The organism is Streptomyces sp. Tue6028 (assembly GCF_002300165.1).
GTDB lineage: Bacteria > Actinomycetota > Actinomycetes > Streptomycetales > Streptomycetaceae > Streptomyces > Streptomyces siamensis.
In genome coordinates this window covers 130,057-151,319 of sequence record NZ_MLCE01000032.1, presented here as the reverse complement: position 1 = coordinate 151,319, position 21,263 = coordinate 130,057, and the positions used below count along the sequence as shown (strand labels likewise).

Annotated in this window: 17 protein-coding genes and 1 pseudogene; 6 read left to right on the top strand and 12 right to left on the bottom strand. The window is 71.6% G+C overall.

Annotated elements, in window-relative coordinates:
- Window positions 1–213 precede the first annotated feature (213 nt).
- The 3 genes from BKI49_RS30760 to BKI49_RS30750 all read left to right on the top strand — a co-directional run bounded on the left by BKI49_RS30760 (window position 214) and on the right by BKI49_RS30750 (window position 3,005).
- Complete coding sequence (locus BKI49_RS30760; protein ID WP_095937552.1) at window positions 214–1,221, top strand: carboxymuconolactone decarboxylase family protein; 1,008 nt, start codon at window positions 214–216, stop codon at window positions 1,219–1,221.
- Entirely contained in the window at window positions 1,218–2,171 is a 954-nt protein-coding gene (locus BKI49_RS30755; protein WP_257005024.1) for a class I SAM-dependent methyltransferase, read from the top strand. The genes BKI49_RS30760 and BKI49_RS30755 overlap by 4 nt, the downstream gene beginning before the upstream one ends.
- Before the next feature lie 168 nt (window positions 2,172–2,339).
- Window positions 2,340–3,005 carry a hypothetical protein gene (locus BKI49_RS30750; protein ID WP_095937551.1) on the top strand — a complete coding sequence of 222 codons (666 nt, stop codon included), beginning with the start codon at window positions 2,340–2,342 and terminating at the stop codon, window positions 3,003–3,005.
- Between the two features lie 19 nt (window positions 3,006–3,024).
- On the opposite strand, the gene BKI49_RS30745 is transcribed toward BKI49_RS30750, so the two are convergent.
- From BKI49_RS30745 to BKI49_RS30705, 9 genes are all read right to left on the bottom strand, one after another.
- Window positions 3,025–4,551, bottom strand: coding sequence for an NCS1 family nucleobase:cation symporter-1 (locus tag BKI49_RS30745; RefSeq protein WP_095937550.1), 1,527 nt, complete (start codon window positions 4,549–4,551; stop codon window positions 3,025–3,027).
- 200 nt (window positions 4,552–4,751) lie between these two features.
- The gene (locus BKI49_RS30740; protein ID WP_095937549.1) at window positions 4,752–5,771 is read right to left on the bottom strand and encodes a TIGR03842 family LLM class F420-dependent oxidoreductase; all 1,020 of its coding nucleotides are present in this window, start codon (window positions 5,769–5,771) and stop codon (window positions 4,752–4,754) included.
- 18 nt (window positions 5,772–5,789) lie between these two features.
- On the bottom strand, window positions 5,790–7,190 hold the full coding sequence (gene hydA / locus BKI49_RS30735) for a dihydropyrimidinase (RefSeq protein ID WP_095937548.1): 1,401 nt from the start codon (window positions 7,188–7,190) through the stop codon (window positions 5,790–5,792).
- Window positions 7,191–7,353: 163 nt separating this feature from the next.
- Window positions 7,354–8,196 carry a nitrilase-related carbon-nitrogen hydrolase gene (locus BKI49_RS30730; protein ID WP_095937547.1) on the bottom strand — a complete coding sequence of 281 codons (843 nt, stop codon included), beginning with the start codon at window positions 8,194–8,196 and terminating at the stop codon, window positions 7,354–7,356.
- Window positions 8,197–8,320: 124 nt separating this feature from the next.
- On the bottom strand, window positions 8,321–9,946 hold the full coding sequence (locus BKI49_RS30725; RefSeq protein WP_257005023.1) for a PucR family transcriptional regulator: 1,626 nt from the start codon (window positions 9,944–9,946) through the stop codon (window positions 8,321–8,323).
- A 97-nt stretch (window positions 9,947–10,043) separates the two neighbouring features.
- Window positions 10,044–11,327 (bottom strand): aspartate aminotransferase family protein, encoded by a 1,284-nt coding sequence (locus BKI49_RS30720; protein ID WP_095937546.1) that lies wholly within the window; start codon window positions 11,325–11,327, stop codon window positions 10,044–10,046.
- Entirely contained in the window at window positions 11,324–12,166 is an 843-nt protein-coding gene (locus BKI49_RS30715; protein WP_095937545.1) for a nitrilase-related carbon-nitrogen hydrolase, read from the bottom strand. Before BKI49_RS30715 ends, BKI49_RS30720 begins: the two co-directional genes overlap by 4 nt.
- Window positions 12,167–12,738: 572 nt before the next feature.
- Window positions 12,739–14,424: a hypothetical protein gene (locus tag BKI49_RS30710; RefSeq protein WP_095937544.1), complete on the bottom strand. Its 1,686-nt coding sequence runs from the start codon at window positions 14,422–14,424 to the stop codon at window positions 12,739–12,741.
- 147 nt (window positions 14,425–14,571) lie between these two features.
- The gene (locus tag BKI49_RS30705; protein ID WP_095937543.1) at window positions 14,572–14,826 is read right to left on the bottom strand and encodes a helix-turn-helix domain-containing protein; all 255 of its coding nucleotides are present in this window, start codon (window positions 14,824–14,826) and stop codon (window positions 14,572–14,574) included.
- A 32-nt stretch (window positions 14,827–14,858) separates the two neighbouring features.
- Between BKI49_RS30705 and map the strand changes: the two genes are divergently transcribed.
- Window positions 14,859–15,626, top strand: a complete 768-nt coding sequence (gene map / locus BKI49_RS30700; RefSeq protein ID WP_095937542.1) for a type I methionyl aminopeptidase — start codon at window positions 14,859–14,861, stop codon at window positions 15,624–15,626.
- Window positions 15,627–15,701: 75 nt separating this feature from the next.
- Here the strand turns inward: map and ggt are convergent, their stop codons facing one another.
- Complete coding sequence (ggt, locus tag BKI49_RS30695) at window positions 15,702–17,513, bottom strand: gamma-glutamyltransferase (protein WP_095937541.1); 1,812 nt, start codon at window positions 17,511–17,513, stop codon at window positions 15,702–15,704.
- A gap of 104 nt (window positions 17,514–17,617) precedes the next feature.
- On the opposite strand from ggt, the gene BKI49_RS30690 reads away from it, so the two are divergent.
- The gene (locus tag BKI49_RS30690; RefSeq protein WP_095937540.1) at window positions 17,618–18,379 is read left to right on the top strand and encodes a hypothetical protein; all 762 of its coding nucleotides are present in this window, start codon (window positions 17,618–17,620) and stop codon (window positions 18,377–18,379) included.
- 217 nt (window positions 18,380–18,596) lie between these two features.
- The gene (locus BKI49_RS30685; protein ID WP_095937539.1) at window positions 18,597–20,168 is read left to right on the top strand and encodes a CocE/NonD family hydrolase; all 1,572 of its coding nucleotides are present in this window, start codon (window positions 18,597–18,599) and stop codon (window positions 20,166–20,168) included.
- Between the two features lie 48 nt (window positions 20,169–20,216).
- Here BKI49_RS30685 and BKI49_RS30680 read toward each other — a convergent pair whose 3' ends face one another.
- Both BKI49_RS30680 and BKI49_RS30675 read right to left on the bottom strand, forming a co-directional pair.
- Window positions 20,217–20,510, bottom strand: coding sequence for a hypothetical protein (locus BKI49_RS30680; protein ID WP_095937538.1), 294 nt, complete (start codon window positions 20,508–20,510; stop codon window positions 20,217–20,219).
- Between the two features lie 131 nt (window positions 20,511–20,641).
- Window positions 20,642–20,908 (bottom strand): annotated as a pseudogene (locus BKI49_RS30675) (ATP-binding cassette domain-containing protein); the annotation flags it as partial.
- Between the last annotated feature and the right edge of the window lie 355 nt (window positions 20,909–21,263).

Here is a 21,263-nt window from a genome sequence, read left to right as displayed (position 1 = left end):
GCGGGGACGACACCCGCGTCAGACCTGTGGAGGGCGCCCGGAGTACTCCCGGCGGAGTAGACCGCGCCTTTCCCGGGCCCGGTGGAGCAGCCCGCATCGCCTCCGGGTGTACGACGCCCCCGGGGCCCCGGCCGGGCCAGGGTTCTCACGGCACAGCACACGGCATCCGGCGCCGCCGAAGGTGCCGCTCCCGCCCGAACCAGGAGGCATGACATGCCGCTCTCCAGCCCCTTCCGGTACACCACCCCACCGCCGCCCGACGCGGCGACGGGACGGACCGCCGAGGTCTACGCCCAGCTCTCCGACGACTTCGGCATCGCGCGTCCGCCGACCTTCGTGGTCCTCTCCTCCGCACCCGAACTCATGGCCGCCTCCTGGGCGTTGATGCGCGAGTCGCTCGTCGCGGGCGCCGGCGCGCGGGCGGACAAGGAGCTCGCGGCACTCGGGGTGTCCCAGGCGAACCGCTGCCCGTTCTGTGTGGACGCGCACACGATGCTGCTGCACGCCACCGGCGACCACGCGCTCGCGGAGTCCGTGGCCCGCGGCGACACGCCTGCCGACGCGGAGCACGCGCGTGTACTGGCCTGGGGCCGGGCGACCCGGACCCCCGGCGCGCGGGAGCTGAGGCCGTACCCCTTTCCTGCCGCGCACGCCCCCGCGTTCATCGGCACCGTGCTCTCCTTCCACTTCATCAACCGGATCGTGTCGGCGCTGCTGACGGAGAACCTGCTGCCGGGCAACATCCAGCGGTTCCGGGCGGTGCGGAGTCTGGCGGGGCGCTCGTTCGCGCGGACGGTGCGCCGCCGCCCGGCCCCGGGCGCGGGGACGTCGCTGCTCGACACCACGGACCCCGGTCCCGGCTGGGCGCTCGGCACCTCCGTCGGTCCCGCCTACGCCGCCCTGCGCGACGCCGCCCTGCAGGGCGCGGGACTTCTCGACGAGGCCGACCGGCTGCTCGTACGGGACGTGGTCGGGCGGTGGGACGGCACGCACCCGCCGCTCGCGTGGGACGCCCTGCCGGGCCGGTCCCGCCCCGGGGCACGTCTCGCGCTGCTGGCGGCCCTCGCTCCGTACCGGATCACGGACGAGGACGTGACGGCGTGGCGCGGACCGGAGCATTCCGACCATTGTCTGGTGCATCTCGTGGCGTACGGCGCGTTCGCCGCCGTCGACCGCATCGAGAGCGCCCTGCCCGTGCGCCGGGTCCGGGAGGCGTCGTGACCGCGATCGCCAACTCCGTGCAGGCGGAGGCCTGGAACGGCCCCGTCGGAGCGCACTGGGCCGCCCATCAGGAGCGGTACGACACGATGGTCTCCGGCGTGAACGAGGCGCTGTTCGCGGGCGCGGACATCGCACCGGGCGACCGCGTCCTGGACGTGGGCTGCGGCGCCGGGGCGACCACGCGGATCGCGGCACGGCTCGCCGCGACCGGGCACGCGGTCGGGGTGGACATCTCGGCGCCGCTGATCGCCAGGGCTCGGGAGATCACCGCGGCCGAGGGCGTCCCGAACGCGGCGTACGAGCTCGCCGACGCGCAGGTCCACCCCTTCCCGCCCGCCGGGTACGACGTGCTGATCAGCCGGGGCGGTGTGATGTTCTTCGCGGATCAGGCGGCCGCGTTCCGGAATCTGGCACGGGCGTTGCGGCCCGGCGGGCGACTGGCGTTCGTCTGCCCGCGGCCGGCGGGTCCGGACGTGGAGGAGTCGCGGGCCCTCGGCCTCTTCGCGCGCCTCCTGGAAGGAGCCGCACGGGCCGCCGGACCGCGCTCCGGTGCGCACGACGGGACGGACCCGGCCTCGGAAGCCGGTGCCCGCACCGGGACGGACGCCGCTCCGGCCCCGGAGGACCGGCGTACCTCTGAGACCCGGCCGTCCGCTCACGCCGCGATGACCGCGATGGCCTCGCTCTCCGACCCGGCACGGATCCGCGAGGCGCTGAGCGTGTACGAGGACGTGGCGGTGACGCCGGTCGACACGGAGACGGTGTGGGGACGCGACGCCCCGGACGCGGTGCGCTTCCTGCTGTCCCGCACGCCGGGTCGGCCGATCGCGCCCGACACCCGCGCCGCGCTGGAGGACACCCTGCGCCCGTACGAGACGGCCCGCGGCGTCCGGCTCCGGGCGGCGGTGTGGCTCGTGACCGCACGGCGGAGCGCGCGACGGAGCGTCTGACGGACCGTGAGCCGGTGTCCCGCTGTCACCGCACGGGCGTGGTGTCCCCGCAGTCACCGCACAGGCACGGAGCGAGTTGGCACTACCGCCCCACATGGACTCGTGTGACACTGGCGTCCCGTCCGCAGTGCGGACCCGCTCCGCACCGTCCCCCACGAGAAGTGAGCCGTGCGTTCTCTTCCTCTGCCGCTCGCCCTCACCGCGCGTCTGCTGCCGGTGGCCGTGCTCGCCTCGGCGGGCTGGGCCCTGACGTCCGGCCCGTTCGCCGCGACCCCCACCGCGGAGCATAAATCGCCCCAAAAGAAGACCAGTACGGCATCCGCTCCGTCGACATCGGCGGCCACCAAGACGTTCACGGCGTCGCCCGCGCCCTGCGGAAGCGTGCCGACGGCCACGCTCAAGTCCCTGGTCCCGGGCGCCAAGACGGCAGGCCAGGAGATCCCGTCGACGGACAAGTCGGTGCGCCGCACCTGCTCCTGGAACGCCCTGAAGGGGTTCGACTACCGCTGGCTCGACGTCTCGTACGAGATCAAGGAGTCGGACCAAGCGGCACAGAAATCGTACGAGGGGCGCATCGCGGACAAGAGCGGCGGAGGGGCGGTTCCCGGGCTCGGTGACTCGGCGTACTCCGTCGTGAACCTCACCACCGAGGACAAGCAGCAGACCCGTGAGGGGGTGGTGATCGCCCGCGCGTCGAACGCGGTGGTGATCATCACCTACAACGGCAGCGACTTCGAGACGAAGAAGGCGCCCGGCACCGACGAGATCAACAAGGGCGCCATCAAGGCGGCCAAGGCGGCGGTGGCCGCGCTGGAGGACGGTCAGAAGGGCTGACCGTCCTCCGAAGCGCGCGTCAGGCGGCGGTCTCCTGCCTGCGGCGCAGCAGCGTCAGCAACAGGTACAGCACCAACGAGGTGCCGAGGCCGACCGCCCAGCCGTAGTCGGCCAGGGGTTCCAGCGCGGGGATCGGCCGTCCGTCGACCAGCGGATGGAAGTCGGCGCCGCCGACGGCCAGGACGCCGCCGGTGACGAAGGCGACGACGGCCCGCCAGTTCCAGCCGCCGTCGTACCAGTAACGGCCGCCCGTGCGATACAGGTCCACCAGGTCGAGCCGGGTACGGCGCAGGATCCAGTAGTCGGCGATGAGGATGCCGGCGACCGTGCCGAGCAGGCCGCCGACGAGGCCGAGCCAGGTGAAGATGTAGCCCTGCGGGTCCGCGTACAGCTTCCACGGGAAGATGAGCACGCCGAGCACGCAGGTGACGAGCGCCCCCGCACGGAAACTGACCTTCCGCGGCGCGACGTTGGAGAAGTCGAAGGCCGGTGAGACCAGGTTGGCCGCGATGTTCACGGACAGGGTCGCCACCAGCACGGTCACCAGCGCGTACAGCAGGCCCACCACGTTGTCGGTCTTGGCGGCGAGCTGGACCGGGTCCCAGACCGGCTTGCCGTAGACCGCCTGCGAGCCGGAGGTCACCAGCACGGAGAGGAAGGCGAAGAGGGTCATCGTGGTCGGCAGGCCGAGAGCCTGGCCCCACGTCTGCGCCTTCTGGCTCCTGCCGTACCGGGTGAAGTCCGGGATGTTCAGGGACAGCGTGGACCAGAAGCCGATCATGCCCATGAGGGAGGGCCAGAACAGCTTCCAGAAGTCCCCGCCCCAGCCGAGCGCGGAGGGCTGGTCGAACAGCGGACCGAGGCCGCCGGCCTTGCTGCTCATCCACCACAGCATCACACCCGCGCCGACGAGCACGAAGGGCGCGGCCCAGTTCTCGAAGCGGCGGATCGTCTCCATGCCCCGGTAGATGATCGCGACCTGGAGCGCCCAGAAGATCGCGAAGGACAGCCACATCGTCCAGGCATGGCCGCCGATCTGCGAGGCGTTCGCCCAGCCGTCGCCGAAGAGCTTCCCGGCGAGGAAGTAGATGGCCTCGCCGCCGATCCAGGTCTGGATGCCGAACCAGCCGCAGGCCACCAACGCCCGCACCACGGCGGGGAGGTTGGCGCCGCGAATACCGAAGGAGGCGCGCGCGAAGACCGGGAAGGGGATGCCGTACTTGGGTCCGGCGTGCCCGGTGAGGAGCATCGGGACCAGCACGATCAGATTGGCGAGGGCGATGGTGAGGACGGCCTGCTTCCAGTCCATGCCGACGGCGATCAGGCCGGAGGCCAGGGTCCAGGTGGCGGTGTTGTGGGCCATGCCGACCCACAGCGCCGAGAAGTTGTAGGTGGTCCAGGTGCGCTTCTCGGTGGGGACCGGCAGCAGGTCCTCGTTGGCGTACGGGCCGCTGGGCTGCGGCGAACCAGGAGCGATCTCCACCCGGCCGTCGGCGAGGGTGACTTGGGAGGTCGGCGGTATGGCCGTGGGAGCGATGTCGGTCATGGGCAGGCCAATCGAAGGAGGTGGGACGGGAGAGGCCGTGCGGGTGGCGCCGTTGGGGGGGTGCACTCCTTGGGACACCAGTGGCGGTGTCCCGTGACGAACCTGCTCGGAGCGCCCTGACCCCCTTCCCGGGACGGCGGGAAGGGGGAGTTCACAGGGGATGTACGGGGGCGGGGAGCCCCTACGGGGTCGGGACGCCGCTAGCCGTTGACGGCGGGGATGACCTCGTCGCCGTACGCGTCGATGGTGGCCTCCTGCGCGTCGTGCATGTCGTAGACGGCGAACTGGTCGACGCCCAGCGCACGGAGCGCGTTCAGCTTCTCGATGTGCCGCCCGGGTGTGCCGATCAGGCAGAACCGGTCGACGATCTCGTCGGGCACGAACGCGGTGTCGGGGTTGTCGGCGCGCCCGTGGTGGGAGTAGTCGTAGCCCTCGCGGGCCTTGATGTAGTCGGTGAGTTCGTCGGGTACGGCGCCGGAGTGCTCGCCGTACTTGGCGACGAGGTCGGCGACGTGGTTGCCGACCATGCCGCCGAACCAGCGGCACTGTTCCCGTGCGTGGGCGAGCGCCTCGGGCGAGTCGTCCTCGGTGACGTACGCGGGCGCCGCCACGCAGATCTTCACCTCGGACGGGTCGCGGCCGGCCGCGGCCGCCGCGTCCTTCACCGCCTTGACCATGTACTCGGTGAGGTAGAGGTCCGCGAGCTGGAGGATGAAGCCGTCGGCCTCCTCGCCGGTCATCTTGAGGGCCTTCGGGCCGTACGCGGCCATCCAGACGGGGAGTTCGGCGCCGGGCCGGACCCAGGGGAACCTGACGACGGTGCCGCCGAGGTCGGCCTCGTCGCCGCGCGCGAGTGCGCGGATCACCTTCATCGCCTCGCTTATCCGGGCGAGGGTGTTGGGCTTGCGTCCGGCGACGCGCATCGCCGAGTCGCCGCGCCCGATGCCGCACACCGTGCGGTTGCCGTACATGTCGTTGAGCGTCGCGAAGGTGGAGGCGGTGACCTCCCAGGTGCGCGTTCCGGGGTTGGTGACCATCGGTCCGACCGTCAGCCGCTCGGTGTGCGCGAGGATCTGACTGTAGATCACGAAGGGTTCCTGCCACAGCACGGCGGAGTCGAAGGTCCATCCGTAGGTGAAGCCGTTGTCCTCGGCCCGCTTCATCAGCTCGATGACGCGGGAGGCAGGGGGGTCGGTCTGCAGGACGAGTCCGAAGTCCATGGCGCCACTCCTGGTCGCTCAGAGAAGGTACTGACAGGTGGAGCGGGGGGTGTAGACGCCGTGCCCCGCGCGTCCCGTGAACTCCCGCTCGGTGATGACCGGTTCGCCGCGCGAGAGCACGGACTCGACCCGTCCGGTGACGCGCTTGCCCTCGTACGCCGAGTAGTCGACGTTCATGTGGTGCGTCTCGACCGACATGATCTGTTCGGCGTGCGGGTCGTAGATGACGACGTCGGCGTCCGCGCCGGGCGCGATCGTGCCCTTCTTCGGGTACAGGCCGAACATGCGCGCCGGGGTGGCGCAGGCGATCTCGATCCACCGGCGGCGTGAGATGTGCCCGTCGACGACGGCCTGGTGGAGCAGGTCCATGCGATTCTCGACGCCCGGCAGGCCGTTGGGGATCTTCGAGAAGTCGCCCCGGCCGAGCTCCTTCTGGCCCACGAAGCAGAAGGGGCAGTGGTCCGTCGAGACGACCTGGAGGTCGTTGGTGCGCAGCCCCCGCCACAGGGCCGCCTGGTGCTCCTTGGGGCGAAGAGGCGTGCTGCACACGTACTTCGAGCCCTCGAAGTCGGGCTCGGCCAGGTTGTCCGTCGACAGGAACAGGTACTGCGGGCAGGTCTCGCCGAAGACGTTCAGGCCCTCGTCACGCGCCCGTGTCAGCTCCGCGACGGCCTCCTGCGCCGAGACGTGCACGACGTACAGCGGGGCGCCCGCGACCTGGGCCAGTTTGATGGCGCGGTGGGTGGCCTCCGCCTCCAGGAGCGCCTTGCGGACCTCTCCGTGGAAGCGCGGGTCGGTCTCGCCGCGCGCCAGCGCCTGTTCGACGAGTACGTCGATCGCGATGCCGTTCTCTGCGTGCATCATGATCAGTCCGCCGTTCTCGGCGGAGCGCTGCATGGCGCGCAGGATCTGGCCGTCGTCGCTGTAGAAGACGCCGGGGTAGGCCATGAACTGCTTGAAGGAGGTGACGCCCTCCTCCACCAGCAGGTCCATCTCCTTGAGCGTCTCCTGGTTCACGTCGGAGACGATCATGTGGAAGCCGTAGTCGATGGCGCAGTTGCCGTCGGCCTTGGCGTTCCAGGTGTCGAGGCCCTCGCGCAGCGAGCGGCCGACGCTCTGGACCGCGAAGTCGATGATGGTCGTGGTGCCGCCCCAGGCCGCGGCCCGGGTGCCGGTCTCGAAGGTGTCGGAGGCGAAGGTCCCGCCGAAGGGCAGTTCCATGTGGGTGTGGGCGTCGACGCCGCCCGGGATGACGTACTTTCCGGTGGCGTCGATGGTCCGTTCGGCCGTCCACGCCTCGGCCGCGGGAGTGCCTGTCGCGGCGAGGGCGGCGATCCGGCCGTCCTCGATCAGGACGTCGGCGTGGATCTCGTCGGACGCGGTGATGACGAGTCCACCACGGATGACGGTACGGCTCATGCTCCCTCTCCTTCCGGTCGTGCGTGCACTGAGGGAATACCGAAGCTGTCAAGGGCTGGGGTCAACGCTGTTTCCTCGGGGGAAAGCCGGTGGGACGGGCCGGTCCGCGCGCGGGTCCGCGGGCCCGGCCCCCCGTGCGCCGGGCCCGCGGGACGCGGCGTGGCTACGGGGCGGTCAGCGGCCCGTACGTGCCCGGGGCGCGGTCGCGGTAGAACTGCCAGCGGTCGCGGACCTCTCGGAGCTTGGCGAGGTCCAGGTCGCGGACGACGAGCTCCGTCTCCTTGTCGCCCGCCACCTCGCCGACGAACTGGGCTTCCGGGTCCACGAAGTACGAGGTCCCGTAGAAGTCGTTGTCGCCGTACTCCTCGACGCCGACCCGGTTGATCGCGCCGATGAAGTATTCGTTGGCGGCGGCCGCCGCCGGCTGCTCCAGCTGCCACAGATAGCCGGACAGGCCGCGGGAGGTGGCCGACGGGTTGAAGACGATCTCGGCACCGGCGAGGCCCAGCGCGCGCCAGCCCTCGGGGAAGTGCCGGTCGTAGCAGATGTAGACCCCGATCCTGCCGACCGCCGTGTCGAACACGGGCCAGCCGGAGTTGCCGGGCCGGAAGTAGAACTTCTCCCAGAATCCCGGGACCTGGGGGATGTGGGTCTTGCGGTACTTGCCGAGGTACGAGCCGTCGGCGTCGATCACGGCCGCGGTGTTGTACAGGACGCCGGGCTGCTCCTCCTCGTACATCGGCAGGACGAGGACGAGGCCCAGCTCCTTCGCCAGCGCCTGGAAGCGGCGCACGATGGGGCCCTCGGGGATCTGCTCGGCGTACGCGTAGAACGCCTTGTCCTGGACCTGGCAGAAGTACGGCCCGTAGAACAGCTCCTGGAAGCACAGGACCTGGGCGCCCTGCGCGGCCGCGTCGCGGGCCGCCTGCTCGTGGACCTGGATCATCGATTCCTTGTCGCCGGTCCATGCGGTCTGGAAGACGGCGGCGCGGATCACTCTGCTCATCGGGACCTCCGGTCGCTCGGTGTGCGAGGAGCCTAGGAAGCCCGGACGGCGCCTTTGAGTTGCACCGTGTCACGTCTGAGACGCCCGGCCGTTCCACCGTGTCACCCTTGCGTGGTCCCATGTTTCACCTGAGTCGTCCGGTGTTTCCGTGTCGTTGCCCGTCGTGCTCCCACCGGTGGCGCGGGGCGTGCTCCCGGTGCTGTTGCGCGTCGTGCGCGAGCAGTGCGATGTGTACGGACGCGGCCTGTTCGAAGTCGTCCAGGTCGACGCCCAGACGCGTCTGTATGGCCTCCAGCCGGCGGTACAGGGCGGGCCTGCTGACGTGGTGGAGCTGAGCGGTGCGCGACTTGTTGCGGCCGGTCGCGAGGTACGTCCGCAGCACCGGCAGCAGCTCCTGCTCCACGTCGGCCCCGTACAGCAGCCCGTCGAGCTCCCGCTCGGCGAAGGACTGGACGTGCGGATCGTCGCGCAACAGCCGGACCAGGCCGCGCAGATGCACGTCCCGCAGGCGCACCAGCACCGGCCGGTCCTCGTCGGCGGGCGCGTCGGCGGCGGCCTCGGCGACGTGCAGGGCCTCGCGCAGGCCGCCCGGTACGTCGTCCCAGGCGATGCGCGGGGAGGCGGCGGCCACGGTCGTACGGGTGCCGGTCTCGTGGCGCAGCCGGGCAGCGAAGTGCGCGGCCAGCGCCTCCGCGTCCTGGTCGCGGGCGAGGCTGAGCAGGACGGCCGTGGCCCCGTCCGCGAGTTCGGCGACGAGCCCGGGAAGGCCCACCAGCCTGAGGACGCGGTCGAGTTGTGCCGGGTCGCCGTCCGGCACGACCAGCGGGACGAACGTCCGCCGGTTGACGGGCAGTCCGGCCGCCCGCGCCCTGGGCAGCAGTTGCCGGACCGGTACGACACCGCTCACCAGATCGGTCAGCAGGCCCTGCGCCGACTCCTCCTCCCAGGTGTGCACGGAGCCGCCGAGCATCCGGTGCAGGACCAGCGCCTCGGCGGCGCGGTCGGCGAGCAGCCTCCCGGTCGCGTCGTCGCCGCGGTACCCGCACAGCACGATGCGGCCCCAGCGCTCTCCGCGCCCGCCCAGCTCGGCGCGGATCCACCCGTCGCCCTCGCTGCCGCCCGCCTGCCGCGCGATGCGCTCCCAGTCCCGCAGCACGTCGTCCACCGCGGACCGCTCGCCCGCCGTGGCGAGCACCCGGTGCGCGAGATTGGTGACGACGACGGGGCAGGCGGCGTGCCCGGCGATCTCGTCGAGCATCCGTTGCAGGGGGGCGCCCGCGGTGACGAGCCCGGTGAGCGCCGTGCGCACGGCCTCGGAGAGGCTGACGGCCGCGAACTTGCTGCGCACCAGCCGGGACTGCACCTCCTCCGTCAACTCGGCGAAGGGGAACGGCCGGTGCAGCACCACCATGGGCAGCCCGCACCGCTCGGCGGCCCGGCGCATCACGTCGGGCGGTGCGGGGAAGGCCCGGCCGAGCCCGAGGACGACGGCCGCGGCCTCCGCGCGGTGCAGGGAACGGATGTACTCGGCCTGCGCGTCGGGGTCGCCGGCGAGCAACACGCCGGTGGTGAGCACCATTTCGCCGCCGCTGAGCATGACGCCCACGTCGGCCGCCTCGGCGACGTGCACCCAGCGCACCGGCCGGTCGAGGTGGCCCGCCCCGGCCACCACCTCGGGCTCTCCGGCGAGCACCCGGTCCAGGGTGAGGACCTGGCGTACCGACAGGGCGGGTTCCAAGGCGGTGGTCATGGCGACGTTCCCCTTATGTCCTTGGCTCGGTTCGCTCCGGGGCGCCGTCGCCCGTGCCGGGGAGGCCGGCCGTGCTCGGCTCTCCTTCGCCGTGCTGCTACTGGGCGCGCCGCAGGGCGCGCTCCAGGATCGCCGCGCCCTCCTCCGCCTCCGCGACGGTGAGGGACAGCGGCGGAGCGATGCGCAGCACGCTGGTGTTGTGGCCGCCGCCCTTGCCGATCAGCAGGCCCTCCTCGCGGGCCGCTTCGAGGACGGCCGCGGCCGCTTCCGGGTTCGCCTCGTCGCTGCCCGGCCTGACCAGTTCGACGCCGATCATCAGCCCGCGGCCGCGGACCTCGCGTACGCCGTCGAGCTGCGCGGCGATCGCGCGGAGCCGCTCGATGAGCAGACCGCCGACGCGCCGGGCGTTGCCCTGGAGGTCGTGTTCGAGGAGGTAGCCGAGGTTCGCGAGCCCCGCCGCCATCGTGACCGGCGAGCCGCCGAAGGTGGAGATGGAGTTGGAGTCGAGGCTGTTCATGATCTCGGCCCGGGCGACGACCCCGCCGATGGACATGCCGTTTCCGATGCCCTTGGCGAAGGTGAGCATGTCCGGGGGGCCCGCGTCCGCGTGCGCCTGCCAGCCCCAGAAGTGGTCGCCGGTGCGGCCCCATCCGGTCTGCACCTCGTCCGAGATCCACAGCACGCCGTGCCGGTCGAGGACTTCGCGGAAGGCCGCGTACAGGCCGTCCGGGGGCGTGGTGAAGCCGCCGACGCCCTGGATGGGTTCGGCGATCAGGGCCGCGGGCGGGCGGACATGGCCGAGCAGGTCCTCCAGGTCGTCGACGCACGCCGCGATGAACTCGGCGTCCCCGAGCCCCGCGTAGGGGCCGCGGGTGCGCACGCCGCCGTGGACGTAGAGCGTCTGGAGGGGCGAGAGCGAGGTCGGTGACCAGCTCTTGTTGCCGGTGATGCCGACGGCGCTGAAGGAGCGGCCGTGGTAGCTGTTGCGCATCGCCAGGATCTGGTTGCTCTGCCGGTGGGCGGTGGCGAGCAGCAGGGCGGTGTCGTTGGCCTCCGTGCCGGAGGTGGTGAAGAAGACCCGGGCGTCGGGGATGCCGGACAGCTGGGCGATCCGCTCGGCGAGTTCGACCATCGGCCGGTTGAGGTACAGGGTCGAGGTGTGGATGATCCGGCCGGCCTGTTCGCTGACGGCCTTGGTGACCTCGGGCAGGGCGTGCGCGGTCATCGTGGTGAGGATGCCGCCGAAGAAGTCCAGGTACTTGTTGCCCTGGGCGTCCCAGACGTGCCGGCCCTCGCCGTGGGTGATCTCGATCGGGTCCTCGTAGTAGAGGGCGAGCCAGTCCGGCAACACCGCCTTGTACCGCGCGTACAGGTCCGTCACGGCTGCACCAGCCCTTCGTACGCGTCGGGACGGCGGTCCCGGTAGAACGCCCATTGCTGACGTACTTCCTCGATCAGGTCGAAGTCGAGGTCGCGGACGACCAGTTCCTCGGTCTTGTCGCTCGCGGGGTCCCCCACGAACTGTCCGCGCGGGTCGACGAAGTACGACGTCCCGTAGAAGTCGTTGTCCCCGTACTCCTCCTGCCCGACGCGGTTGATCGCCGCGATGAAGTACTCGTTGGCGACGGCCGCCGCGGGCTGTTCCAGCTGCCAGAGGTAGGCGGAGAGACCGCGCGAGGTGGCGGAGGGGTTGTACACGAGCTGGGCGCCGTTCAGGCCGAGTTGCCGCCAGCCCTCCGGGAAGTGCCGGTCGTAGCAGATGTAGACGCCGATCCTGCCCACCGCGGTGTCGAAGACGGGCCAGCCCAGGTTCCCCGGTTTGAAGTAGTACTTCTCCCAGAAGCCCTTCACCTGGGGGATGTGGTGCTTGCGGTACTTGCCGAGGTAGGTGCCGTCGGCGTCGATCACGGCCGCGGTGTTGAAGTAGAAGCCGGACTGCTCGACCTCGAACACGGGCACCACGACGACCATGCCGGTCTCGCGGGCGAGCTCCTTCATGCGGGTGACGGTCGGGCCGTCCGGCACGGGCTCCGCCCAGCGGTAGTGCTCGGGCTCCTGGACCTGGCAGAAGTACGGGGCGTTGAAGACTTCCTGGAATCCGATGACCTTGGCGCCCTGGCGGGCCGCTTCGCGGGCGTGTTCCTCGTGCTTGGCGACCATGGATGCGGTGTCGCCGGTCCAGGTGGCCTGGACCAGGGCGGCACGTACGACGTTGGCCATGAGCTGCTCCTTCGACGGGACGTCAGAGAGCCTCTACGCCCGTAGACAAAGGCTGTAGAGGCTCGAAAGTAAGCCCCGGGGAGAGCCTTGCCAAGACCATCGTCGTTAACCCGCTGAGTCGATCACGTTTCTTACCCCAGCGGGTGAGTGACGGCACGGGTGCCCCGTCGGAAACACCCGCTCGGGGGCAGCGGTGGCGGTCGGGCGCCCGCCGGTGGGTGGGTCGGGGCCGTGCCGGTGATCCGCCCGTCGCAGCCCTTGTGTGGTCCGGTGGGTCAGTGCGGTGGGGTCGTGTTGCCGTCCGCAACGGGCATGTGATGCACCGGCACGGCCCCTTCGGTGAGACAGCGACTGCGGGTGCGTCCATCGCGGGTTCCCGCCAACCTCTGGAGCCGGGGGCACCTTGCAGCCCGTCCGGCGATTGAGGACGAGGCCGTTCAGGCCGATCGGGGGTCCGGGGGCGGAGCCCCTGGGGGCTTGGGACGGGTAGCGGAGGGGGCGAAGGAACCCGGGGGGCGCCCCCTACCGCGGGCGGGGCCGCGCTACCCGCAGGCGCGCCCCTCTCACGCGGGTCAGGCCGTGTGGCCCGCCACTCTGAGGGCGTGGACCAGGTCCCAGTGACGCTCGTCCGACACCTCCCGCGCGGCCTCCAGGAGCAGCGGGACCAGCCGCTGCGGGTCCGCTTCCGCGCTGCGGGCCGCCTCCTCCGGGGTGCGTACGCGGACGTACGCGCCGAGCAGCGCGCGGATCTCGCGGTCGCGGCCGTCCTCCGCCAGGCCGAGCACGGCGGCCCCGATCTCCGGTGCCGGCCGCGCGACGCCCTGGCGCAGCATCTGGCGACCGTCGGCGCTCCGGCCCGCGGCGGTGAGCGCGTCGGCGGCGGCGACCAGTCGGTCGGCGGGCAGGGAGGCCGCCTCCCACAGCAGCGTCGCCCAGTCCGCGTCGAGGCCCGCGCGGTGCAGTTCGGCCGCGAGCAGCGGGAAGCGAGCGGCGGGCCAGTACGCGGCCTCGACGAGCAGGGCGTGCGCCTCGCCGCTCCGCCCCTCGCCGCGCAGCCGCGTCAGCACCGCCACGGTCTCGGAGGTGGCCCGCAAGGCGTCTCCGTCCACCGGGGCCGTGCGTGGCTGTTCGGGTTCCTCGGCGGCCCCCGCGAAGCGGGCACCCCGGGGCGTGCGCCGAGCGCTCGGTGCGGCCGGGGCGGGCAACGCCTGCACGGCCTGGGGTACGGCCTCGGGGGCGTCGTCCTGCTCCATCATCCCGGCGAAGCGGGCGCTGCCCCGGGGCCGGCGTTTCGATCGCTGCTTGGGGACGGGCGCCATGGTCTCGGCCGTGGGGCGAGGGCTTCCGGACGCTTCTGCGGGCTCTTCGGCGGGCCTCGGGCCGCGCGAGGCCCAGGAAGGATCCTGGGGGCTCGCCAGGGGCTCCGCGGACGCGTGCGGGCTGCTGTGCGGGGCACTGGCACCGGCACTGAGTGGGGCGTGCGGGTGGTGTGCGGCCTCGGCCGGGTCGCTCCACGTCTCTGCCTGCGGGTCGCCGTATCGGGTTGCCTGCGGGGTGCTGTATTCGGCTGCGTGCGGGTCGCTGTGTGCGGTCGTCTGCGGGCGGCGCACCGTACCCCGCGCGTCGGCACCAGCACCAGCCTCCCACCGGACGTCACCCGTCGTCGTGGGCAGGCCGTCCGGTGCGCGTGCCGGCAGCGCGTCGCCGCTCGCCCTGGGCGGAAAGGCGAGCGCGCCCTGCGGGCGCAGGGCGCGGCGGTCGAGGTCGACCATGCGGCGTCGGAGCTCCGCGCAGCGGGCCGAGGCGCGTTCATGGTCGTCGTGGGCCCAGGCGAGGTCGAGGCGGATCGACTCGGCCTCCTCCGCGGAGCCGGCCGAGGGGAGCTGCCGGTTCAGTTCGGCCTGGCGTTCCGCCGCGTAGCGCTGTTCGCGGAGCATGACGTCGAGTCGGTCGCTGAGGGCGTCGCGGCCGCCCGGCCGGGCGTCGTACGCGGCGAGCGAGGCGCCGTGCAGGGCGCGGGCCCGCTCGCCCTCCTGGTCGGCCGCACGGTCGCCGAACTCGGCGGCGAGGTCCTGGAGGAGCGCCGCCACGACGTCCCAGGGCGGGACCTCCCAGCCGTCCAGGCAGGCCCGCATGCCGTCGGGGTCTCGCTGCCAGAAGACCCCGCACCAGCCGCCGGCCTGGTCGAGCCGTGCCATCAGCCCGTTCAGATACTCGGCAAAATCCCGCATTTGCACCGGGAGTTGTCCTACGGCCATCACACGACTCCCTGCCCGAACGGACCACTTCGGTCCGGTAGACAACACGAGTCGTGTTACGGGACGGCTACGGGGAGTTTGCGGACGGGACGCAGAGGGCTCCCGCACGGGGCGCACGGAGGTGTGCGGCCCCGCGCGGCCGACGCGTCACGCCGCCACGGCCGGCGCGCACCGCGCGACGAGGTCGTCCATGGACAGCCCGAGCGCCTGAGCCAGCGCCGCCACCGTGAAGAAGGCGGGGGTGGGCGCGCGCCCGGTCTCGATCTTGCGCAGGGTCTCGGCGGAGATCCCGGCGACGGCCGCGACCGCCGCCATGCTGCGGGCACCTCGGGCCTCGCGCAGCAACTGCCCGAGCTGCTCGCCGCGTTCGCGTTCTTCGGGGGTCAAGGGGGTACGCACCATGCCGCCATTCTAATACCGGTATAGTAATTGGCATGGTGGAACTGAAGACGGACACGTCGATGGACGAGATGTACGAGGCGGGCCAGGTCGTGGGCCGTGCGCTGACGGCGGTGCGGGAGGCCGCGGCGGTCGGCGTCTCGCTCCTGGAGCTGGACGAGGTGGCGCACCAGGTCCTGCGGGACGCGGGCGCGAGCTCGCCCTTCCTCGGGTACCGCCCCTCTTTCGCCCCCACGCCGTTCCCCGCGGTCATCTGCGCCTCGGTCAACGACGCGATCGTGCACGGCGTGCCGGACCACTACCGGCTGCGCGACGGCGATCTGGTCTCCATCGACTTCGGCGCCGAACTGAACGGCTGGGTGGGCGACTCGGCGATCAGTTTTGTGGTCGGCACGGCGCGGGCCGCCGACGTACGCCTGGTGGAGACCGCCGAGCGGGCGCTCGCCGCGGGTATCGAGGCCGCGGTCGTCGGCAACCGCATCGGGGACATCGCGCACGCCGTCGGCACGGTCTGCCGCGCGGCGGGGTACGGCATCCCGGACGGGTTCGGCGGCCACGGCGTGGGCCGCCGGATGCACGAGGACCCGCCGGTCCCGAACGAGGGCCGCCCCGGGCGGGGGCTCCCGCTGCGGCACGGCATGGTCCTCGCCATCGAGCCCATGCTCATCGGCGGCGGCACCGACGGCTACCACGCGGCTCCCGACGGCTGGACCCTGCGCACGAACGACGGCTCCCGAGCGGCCCACGCCGAGCACACGGTGGCCATCACGGACGCGGGGCCGCGCATCCTGACGGCCCGCTGACCGGCCCGTCGGGCACGGGGCGCGGACGACGCGGGGCCGGTCCCGCCGACCCCGTCGCCGTACCGCGCCCGTGGGCTACGAAGCCGGGCGCACCACCATGGCCGAGCCTCCGCCGCGGCGCACCTTCTCCGCCGCGGCCAGCCACTGGCCGTTCGGCAGGCGCTGGACGCCCGTCGCCGCGCCGATCTCGGGGTTCAGCTTGAAGGAATGCCCGATGGCGGCCAGCTGGGCGCTGGTCGCGCTGTCGTACAGGCCCGGTTCGAGTTCCGTCTGAGCCGCGTTGCGTTGGCTGGCCCGCGGCGCGGCGATCGCGTCCACCAGCGGCATCCCGCGGTCCACGAACTCGGTCAGGGTCTGCAGGACGGTCGTGATGATGGTCGCGCCGCCGGGCGAACCGAGCGCCACAACGGGCCGGTCGTGCTTGTCCAGGACGATGGTCGGCGAGATCGACGAGCGCGGACGCTTGCCGGGGCCCGGCAGGTTGGGGTCGTGCACCGCCGGGTTCGCCGGCGTGAAGGAGAAGTCCGTCAGCTCGTTGTTGAGGATGAAGCCGCGGTGCGGGACCGTGATGCCGCTGCCGCCCGTCTGCTCGATGGTCAGCGTGTACGAGACGACGTTGCCCCACTTGTCGGCGACCGTCAGGTGCGTGGTGTTCTCCCCCTCGTACGTCGTCGGGGCGGCCTTCCAGGCGGCGGAGCAGGCCGCCGGGTGGTCCGGGTCACCGGGTGCCAGCGGGCTGGTCAGTACGGCGTCGTCCTTGATCAGGCACGCGCGCGAGTCCGCGTACTTCTGCGACAGCAGTCCGCGGGTGGGCACGTCCTCGAAGGCGGGGTCGCCCACCCAGCGGCCGCGGTCGGCGAAGGCGATGCGGCTCGCCTCTATGTAGCGGTGCAGGTACTGCACGTCACTGGCCTTCGAGAGGTCGGACCGCTCCAGGATGTTGAGCGCCTCCCCGACCGTGGTGCCCCCCGAGGAGGACGGGGCGATCGAGTAGACCTTCAGACCGCGGTAGGAGACCTTCGTCGGGGCCTGCCGCTTCGCCTCGTAGGCCTCCAGGTCCTTGAGGGCGAGCTTTCCGGGGCGCGCGTTGTAGCCGGACGCCGGGTCGACCGGCGGCTTGTTCACGGTGTCGACGATCTCCCGGCCGAGCTTGCCGCCGTAGACGGCGTCGACGCCCTTGCTGCCCAGCTCTTCGTAAGTACGCGCCAGATCGGGGTTCTTGAAGGTGGAGCCGACGACGGGGAGGGAGCCGCCGGGGAGGAACAGCCGGGCGGTGTCCGGGAAGTTCTTGAAGCGGGCCTGGTTGGACTCGGTCTGCGAACGGAAGGTCGCGTCGACCGTGAAGCCGTCGCGGGCGATGCGCTCGGCCGGAGCGAGCACGCTCGTCAGCCGTTTGCTGCCCCAGCTGTCCAGCGCGGTCTGCCAGGTGGCGGGCGTGCCCGGTGTGCCCACGCTCAGCCCGCTGGTGACTGCGTCCGCGAAGGCGAGGGGTCTGCCGTTCTCCACGAAGAGGTTCGAGTCGGCGGTCGACGGTGCCGTCTCGCGGCCGTCGATCGTGTGCACCGTGCGGGACTTGGCGTCGTAGTAGACGAAGTAGCCGCCTCCGCCGATTCCGGACGAGTAGGGCTCGGTGACACCGAGGGCCGCCGCGGTGGCGACCGCCGCGTCCACGGCGTTGCCGCCCTTCTTCAGTACCTCGATGCCTGCCGCGGAGGCGTCCGCGTCGACGCTCGCCACCGCGCCGCCGTACCCGACCGCGACGGGCACCTTGTCCGGCGTGACGGGTGCGCCCTTCACCCCGGCGGAGGGCGGCGCCGCCGCACCGACCGAGACCACCGCGGCCGAAACCGCCAGGACCGCCAGATTCCGCGCAACAGAGCGACTCATCCGTACCTCCAGTCATCAGCCGTCCGCGCAGCGTAACTTCAGCGCACCGTCCCCGTCAGGACCCCCTCGAACACCGTTCCGCATTCCCGCTAGCATGCGCGCCCATGAATGACGACGTCCGCAACATCGTCCTCGGCGTGGTCGCCGCCGGCCTCAGTGCCGCGCTCGGCTGGCTCACCCGTACCTACCTGTGGAAGCGCAAGCTGCGCCGCAAGCAGGCGTTCTTCGGACTGCCGGACAACTCCGAGTCGCTCCTCGTGGTCAACCGTGAGGCGGGCGGGCCTGAACTCACGGTAATGCGCCACGACGTGTTCGCGCTGCTCGAACTGTCCGCGCTGATCAAGGACTGCGGTGCGCATGCCCAGGTCATCGCGCACGACACGGCGCAGCAGGGCTTCGGCGAGCGCACCGAGTTCTGCGTGGGCGGACCGTCGTCCAACCGCCGGATGGCCGCGCATCTGCATTCGCTGCTCCCGGGCATCCGCGTCAACGTCGACCCCGAGCCGGGTCCGGACCGCGGGGCCTTCCAGATCGGCAGCGAGCGCTACCGCCTGGAGTCGGGCAAGAGCGAGTACGTGATCCTCGCCAGGCTGGTCGCGGGTCAGGACCGTGCGACGAGACCGGTCTTCCTCTTCTGCGGCCAGCGGGCGATCACCAATCAGGCGGCGACCCGTTATCTCGCCCGCAATCACGAGCGCCTCGCGCGCAAGCACAACAACGGCTCCTTCGTCCTGCTGCTGAAGGTCGTCAACTCCCAGGCGTACGGCCCCGATGTCGTCGAGGTCGTCGCGGACGTCACCCGGGCCGCCCAGAGCCCGCTGCCCACGCCCGCCCCGCCGCGGAACTCGCACCGGGCCGCCACGTAGCCCGAGGGGCGTTCCCGCACGTGCCGCCGGGCTCCCCGGCGGCACATTTCGTGCCCGGCGTCCAGCACCTGGAGTGCACACTTCGACCCCCTCGGCACTCACTGAATGCACAGTTCAACAATCGTTACTCCCACGTAACTTACCGGCGGGTTACCTCCAGTAAGAGGGCGAGGTTACCGTCGGGTCACTTTGCGCTGACACGAGTGAGGAGTGACCCGTGGGACACGGTCGCAACGCCCTGCGCACGTCCGCCGCCGGCGCCGTCTCGGCGACGCTGCTCGCCGCCGGTCTCGGCCTGGCCCCCGCCGCCTCGGCCGCCGCCGGCACGCCCGGTATCCGCTTCGTCGACATCTCCGGAGACGGGGGTACGGTCCTCAAGGCCAACGTCGTCACCCCCGCGGGCGCCGACGGCACCCGCAGCTATCCGCTCATCGTGCTGCCGACGAGCTGGGGCCTGCCCCAGGCCGAGTACCTCGTCCAGGCCCAGAAGCTCGCGAACTCCGGCTACGTGGTGGTCAGTTACAACGTCCGCGGCTTCTGGCAGTCGGGCGGCGAGATAGAAGTCGCGGGTCCGCCCGACGTCGCGGACGCCTCCAAGGTGATCGACTGGGCGCTCGCGAACACCCCGTCCGACGCGCGGAAGGTCGGCATGGCGGGCGTGTCCTACGGCGCGGGCATCAGCCTGCTGGCCGCGGCGCACGACGAGCGGATCAAGGCGGTGGCCGCCCTCAGCGGCTGGGCCGACCTCATCGACTCGATCTACTCGGGCCGCACCCAGCACGCGCAGGCCGCCGCGCTGCTGGACGGCGCCGGCGCGCTCACGGGCCGGCCGAGCGCCGAACTCCAGCAGACCTTCAAGGACTTCTTCTCCTCCGACCTCTCCAAGGAACAGAGCCTCATCGCCTGGGGCAAGAAGCGCTCCCCGCAGACCTACGTCGACCGGCTCAACGCCAACGGCGCGGCGATCATGCTCGCCAACGCATGGGGCGACACGATCTTCCCGCCCAATCAGTACGCCAAGTTCTACGAGGAGTTGACCGGTCCCAAGCGGCTGGAGTTCCGGCCCGGCGACCACGCCACGGCCGAGGCGACCGGACTGTTCGGACTCCCCAACGACGTGTGGACGGACACCGGACGCTGGTTCGACCACTATCTCAAGGGCACGGACAACGGCATCGACCGTGAGCAGCCGGTCCAGCTCAAGTCGCGCTCCACGGGCGGCTACGAGGGCTACCCGGACTGGAAGTCGGTCGGGAAGGTGTCGAAGAAGCTCGCGCTGCCGGGCACGACCACCATCCACGCGAACGTGGACTCGGGCGCCGACGGCGGGATCGTGTTCCTGTCCAGCATCCTGGACCAGCTCGCCCAGTTGCCCCCGACGGCCTCGATCCCGCTGCTGCCGCGGTGGTGGGCGGCGGTCTGGCAGTCGGAGAGGTACGCGAGCGCGCAACAGGTGCGTGGCACCGCCAGGTTGCACACCACGGTCACCGCGACCAAGGAGAGCGGCACCCTCGTCGCGTACCTGTACGACGTGGGCCCGCTCGGCCTCGGCAAGCTGGTCAGCAACGCGCCGTACACCTTCCACGGGCAGACGCCCGGCAAGCCGTTCGGCGTGGACCTGGAGTTGTACTCCACGGCCTACGACGTTCCGGCAGGGCATCGCCTCGCCCTGGTCGTCGACACGGTCGACCCGCTCTACATCGAGCACAACCCGTCCGGCGCGCAGCTGACCTTCTCCTCGCCGGCGTACGACCCGTCGTATGTGACGGTGCCCCTGCGCGAGCAGTGATCTCCGGCTGCCGCCGGCCGGGCCTGGCCCTGTGAGCTGCTGCTCCCCCTACGGTCTCGGGGCCGTGGGGGGACCCCCACCCGGCAGCAGCGTCCCTGGTTCGGCCGGTGCCCCGTGCACGGCCTCGGTCTTGGGACCGTGCCGCTCCCGCCGGGCCGCCCCGAGGGCGAACCAGTGGTGCGGCATGTACGTCCCGGTGCGCGACGGCGGGGGCGCCACCGGCACGAGGACGAACGGCACATCGTAGTCGACGTTCCGCGCGAGCGGCTTCCCGGTGCGGACGAGCGCCCTGTCGGCCGGCAGCGGCCGGACCTCATGGGCGCACACGTGTGGTGCGGACATGTGCGGCACTCCCCGTTCAGTGCTTGAGCATCTCGGAAAAGAAGTCCTTGGCGCGGTCACTGCGCGGGTCGGTGAAGAACTCCTCGGGGGTGCGGTCCTCGACGGTGCGGCCGTCGAGCGTGAACACGACGCCGAAAGACCATGCCGGCCTCGGCGCGGAGCCGGGCCGAGGCCTCGCTCTCGTCGGGGAGCGGCCGGCCGTCGAGCTCGATCGTCCCTGATGCGATGGTCTCCAGACGGTTGATCGTTCTGTGCAGGGTGGATCCGCCCGGTCCCGACGGGCCGGTGATCACCACCACCTCCCCCGTGCCGACCGTGAGGCTGACGTCTTGCAGGACATGTGGCTCCCCGAGGTACTTGTTCACGTCGTGCAGCTCGATCAACGGATCGACAGCCATACCGGACCTGCCCGCTTTCAGCTCTGTCGATCACGCAAACTATCGACGCAAAAGGGGACTTACGGGACGACACGCACTCGCGACCATTAACCGTATTTGAGGCTGCATAACGGTCGGATCACGGCGCCGGGCGAGCGGGGCCACCCCACCTCGCCCCGGCGCCGCGAGGGCACGGCCTCCGGATCGCACCCGGTCAGCGGGGGTGCGGAACCTTCCCCCACGGGGTGCACCCCGGACGGCGGTCCCCTGAGCGCCCCCTCGGACGATCCGATCGTCGGCCTGGGCGTGTCGCCGGTCGGCGCCCACGAGGACCAGAGGCTTCGTTTGGATCAGCCCGGGTCCGAACGAAACCCCC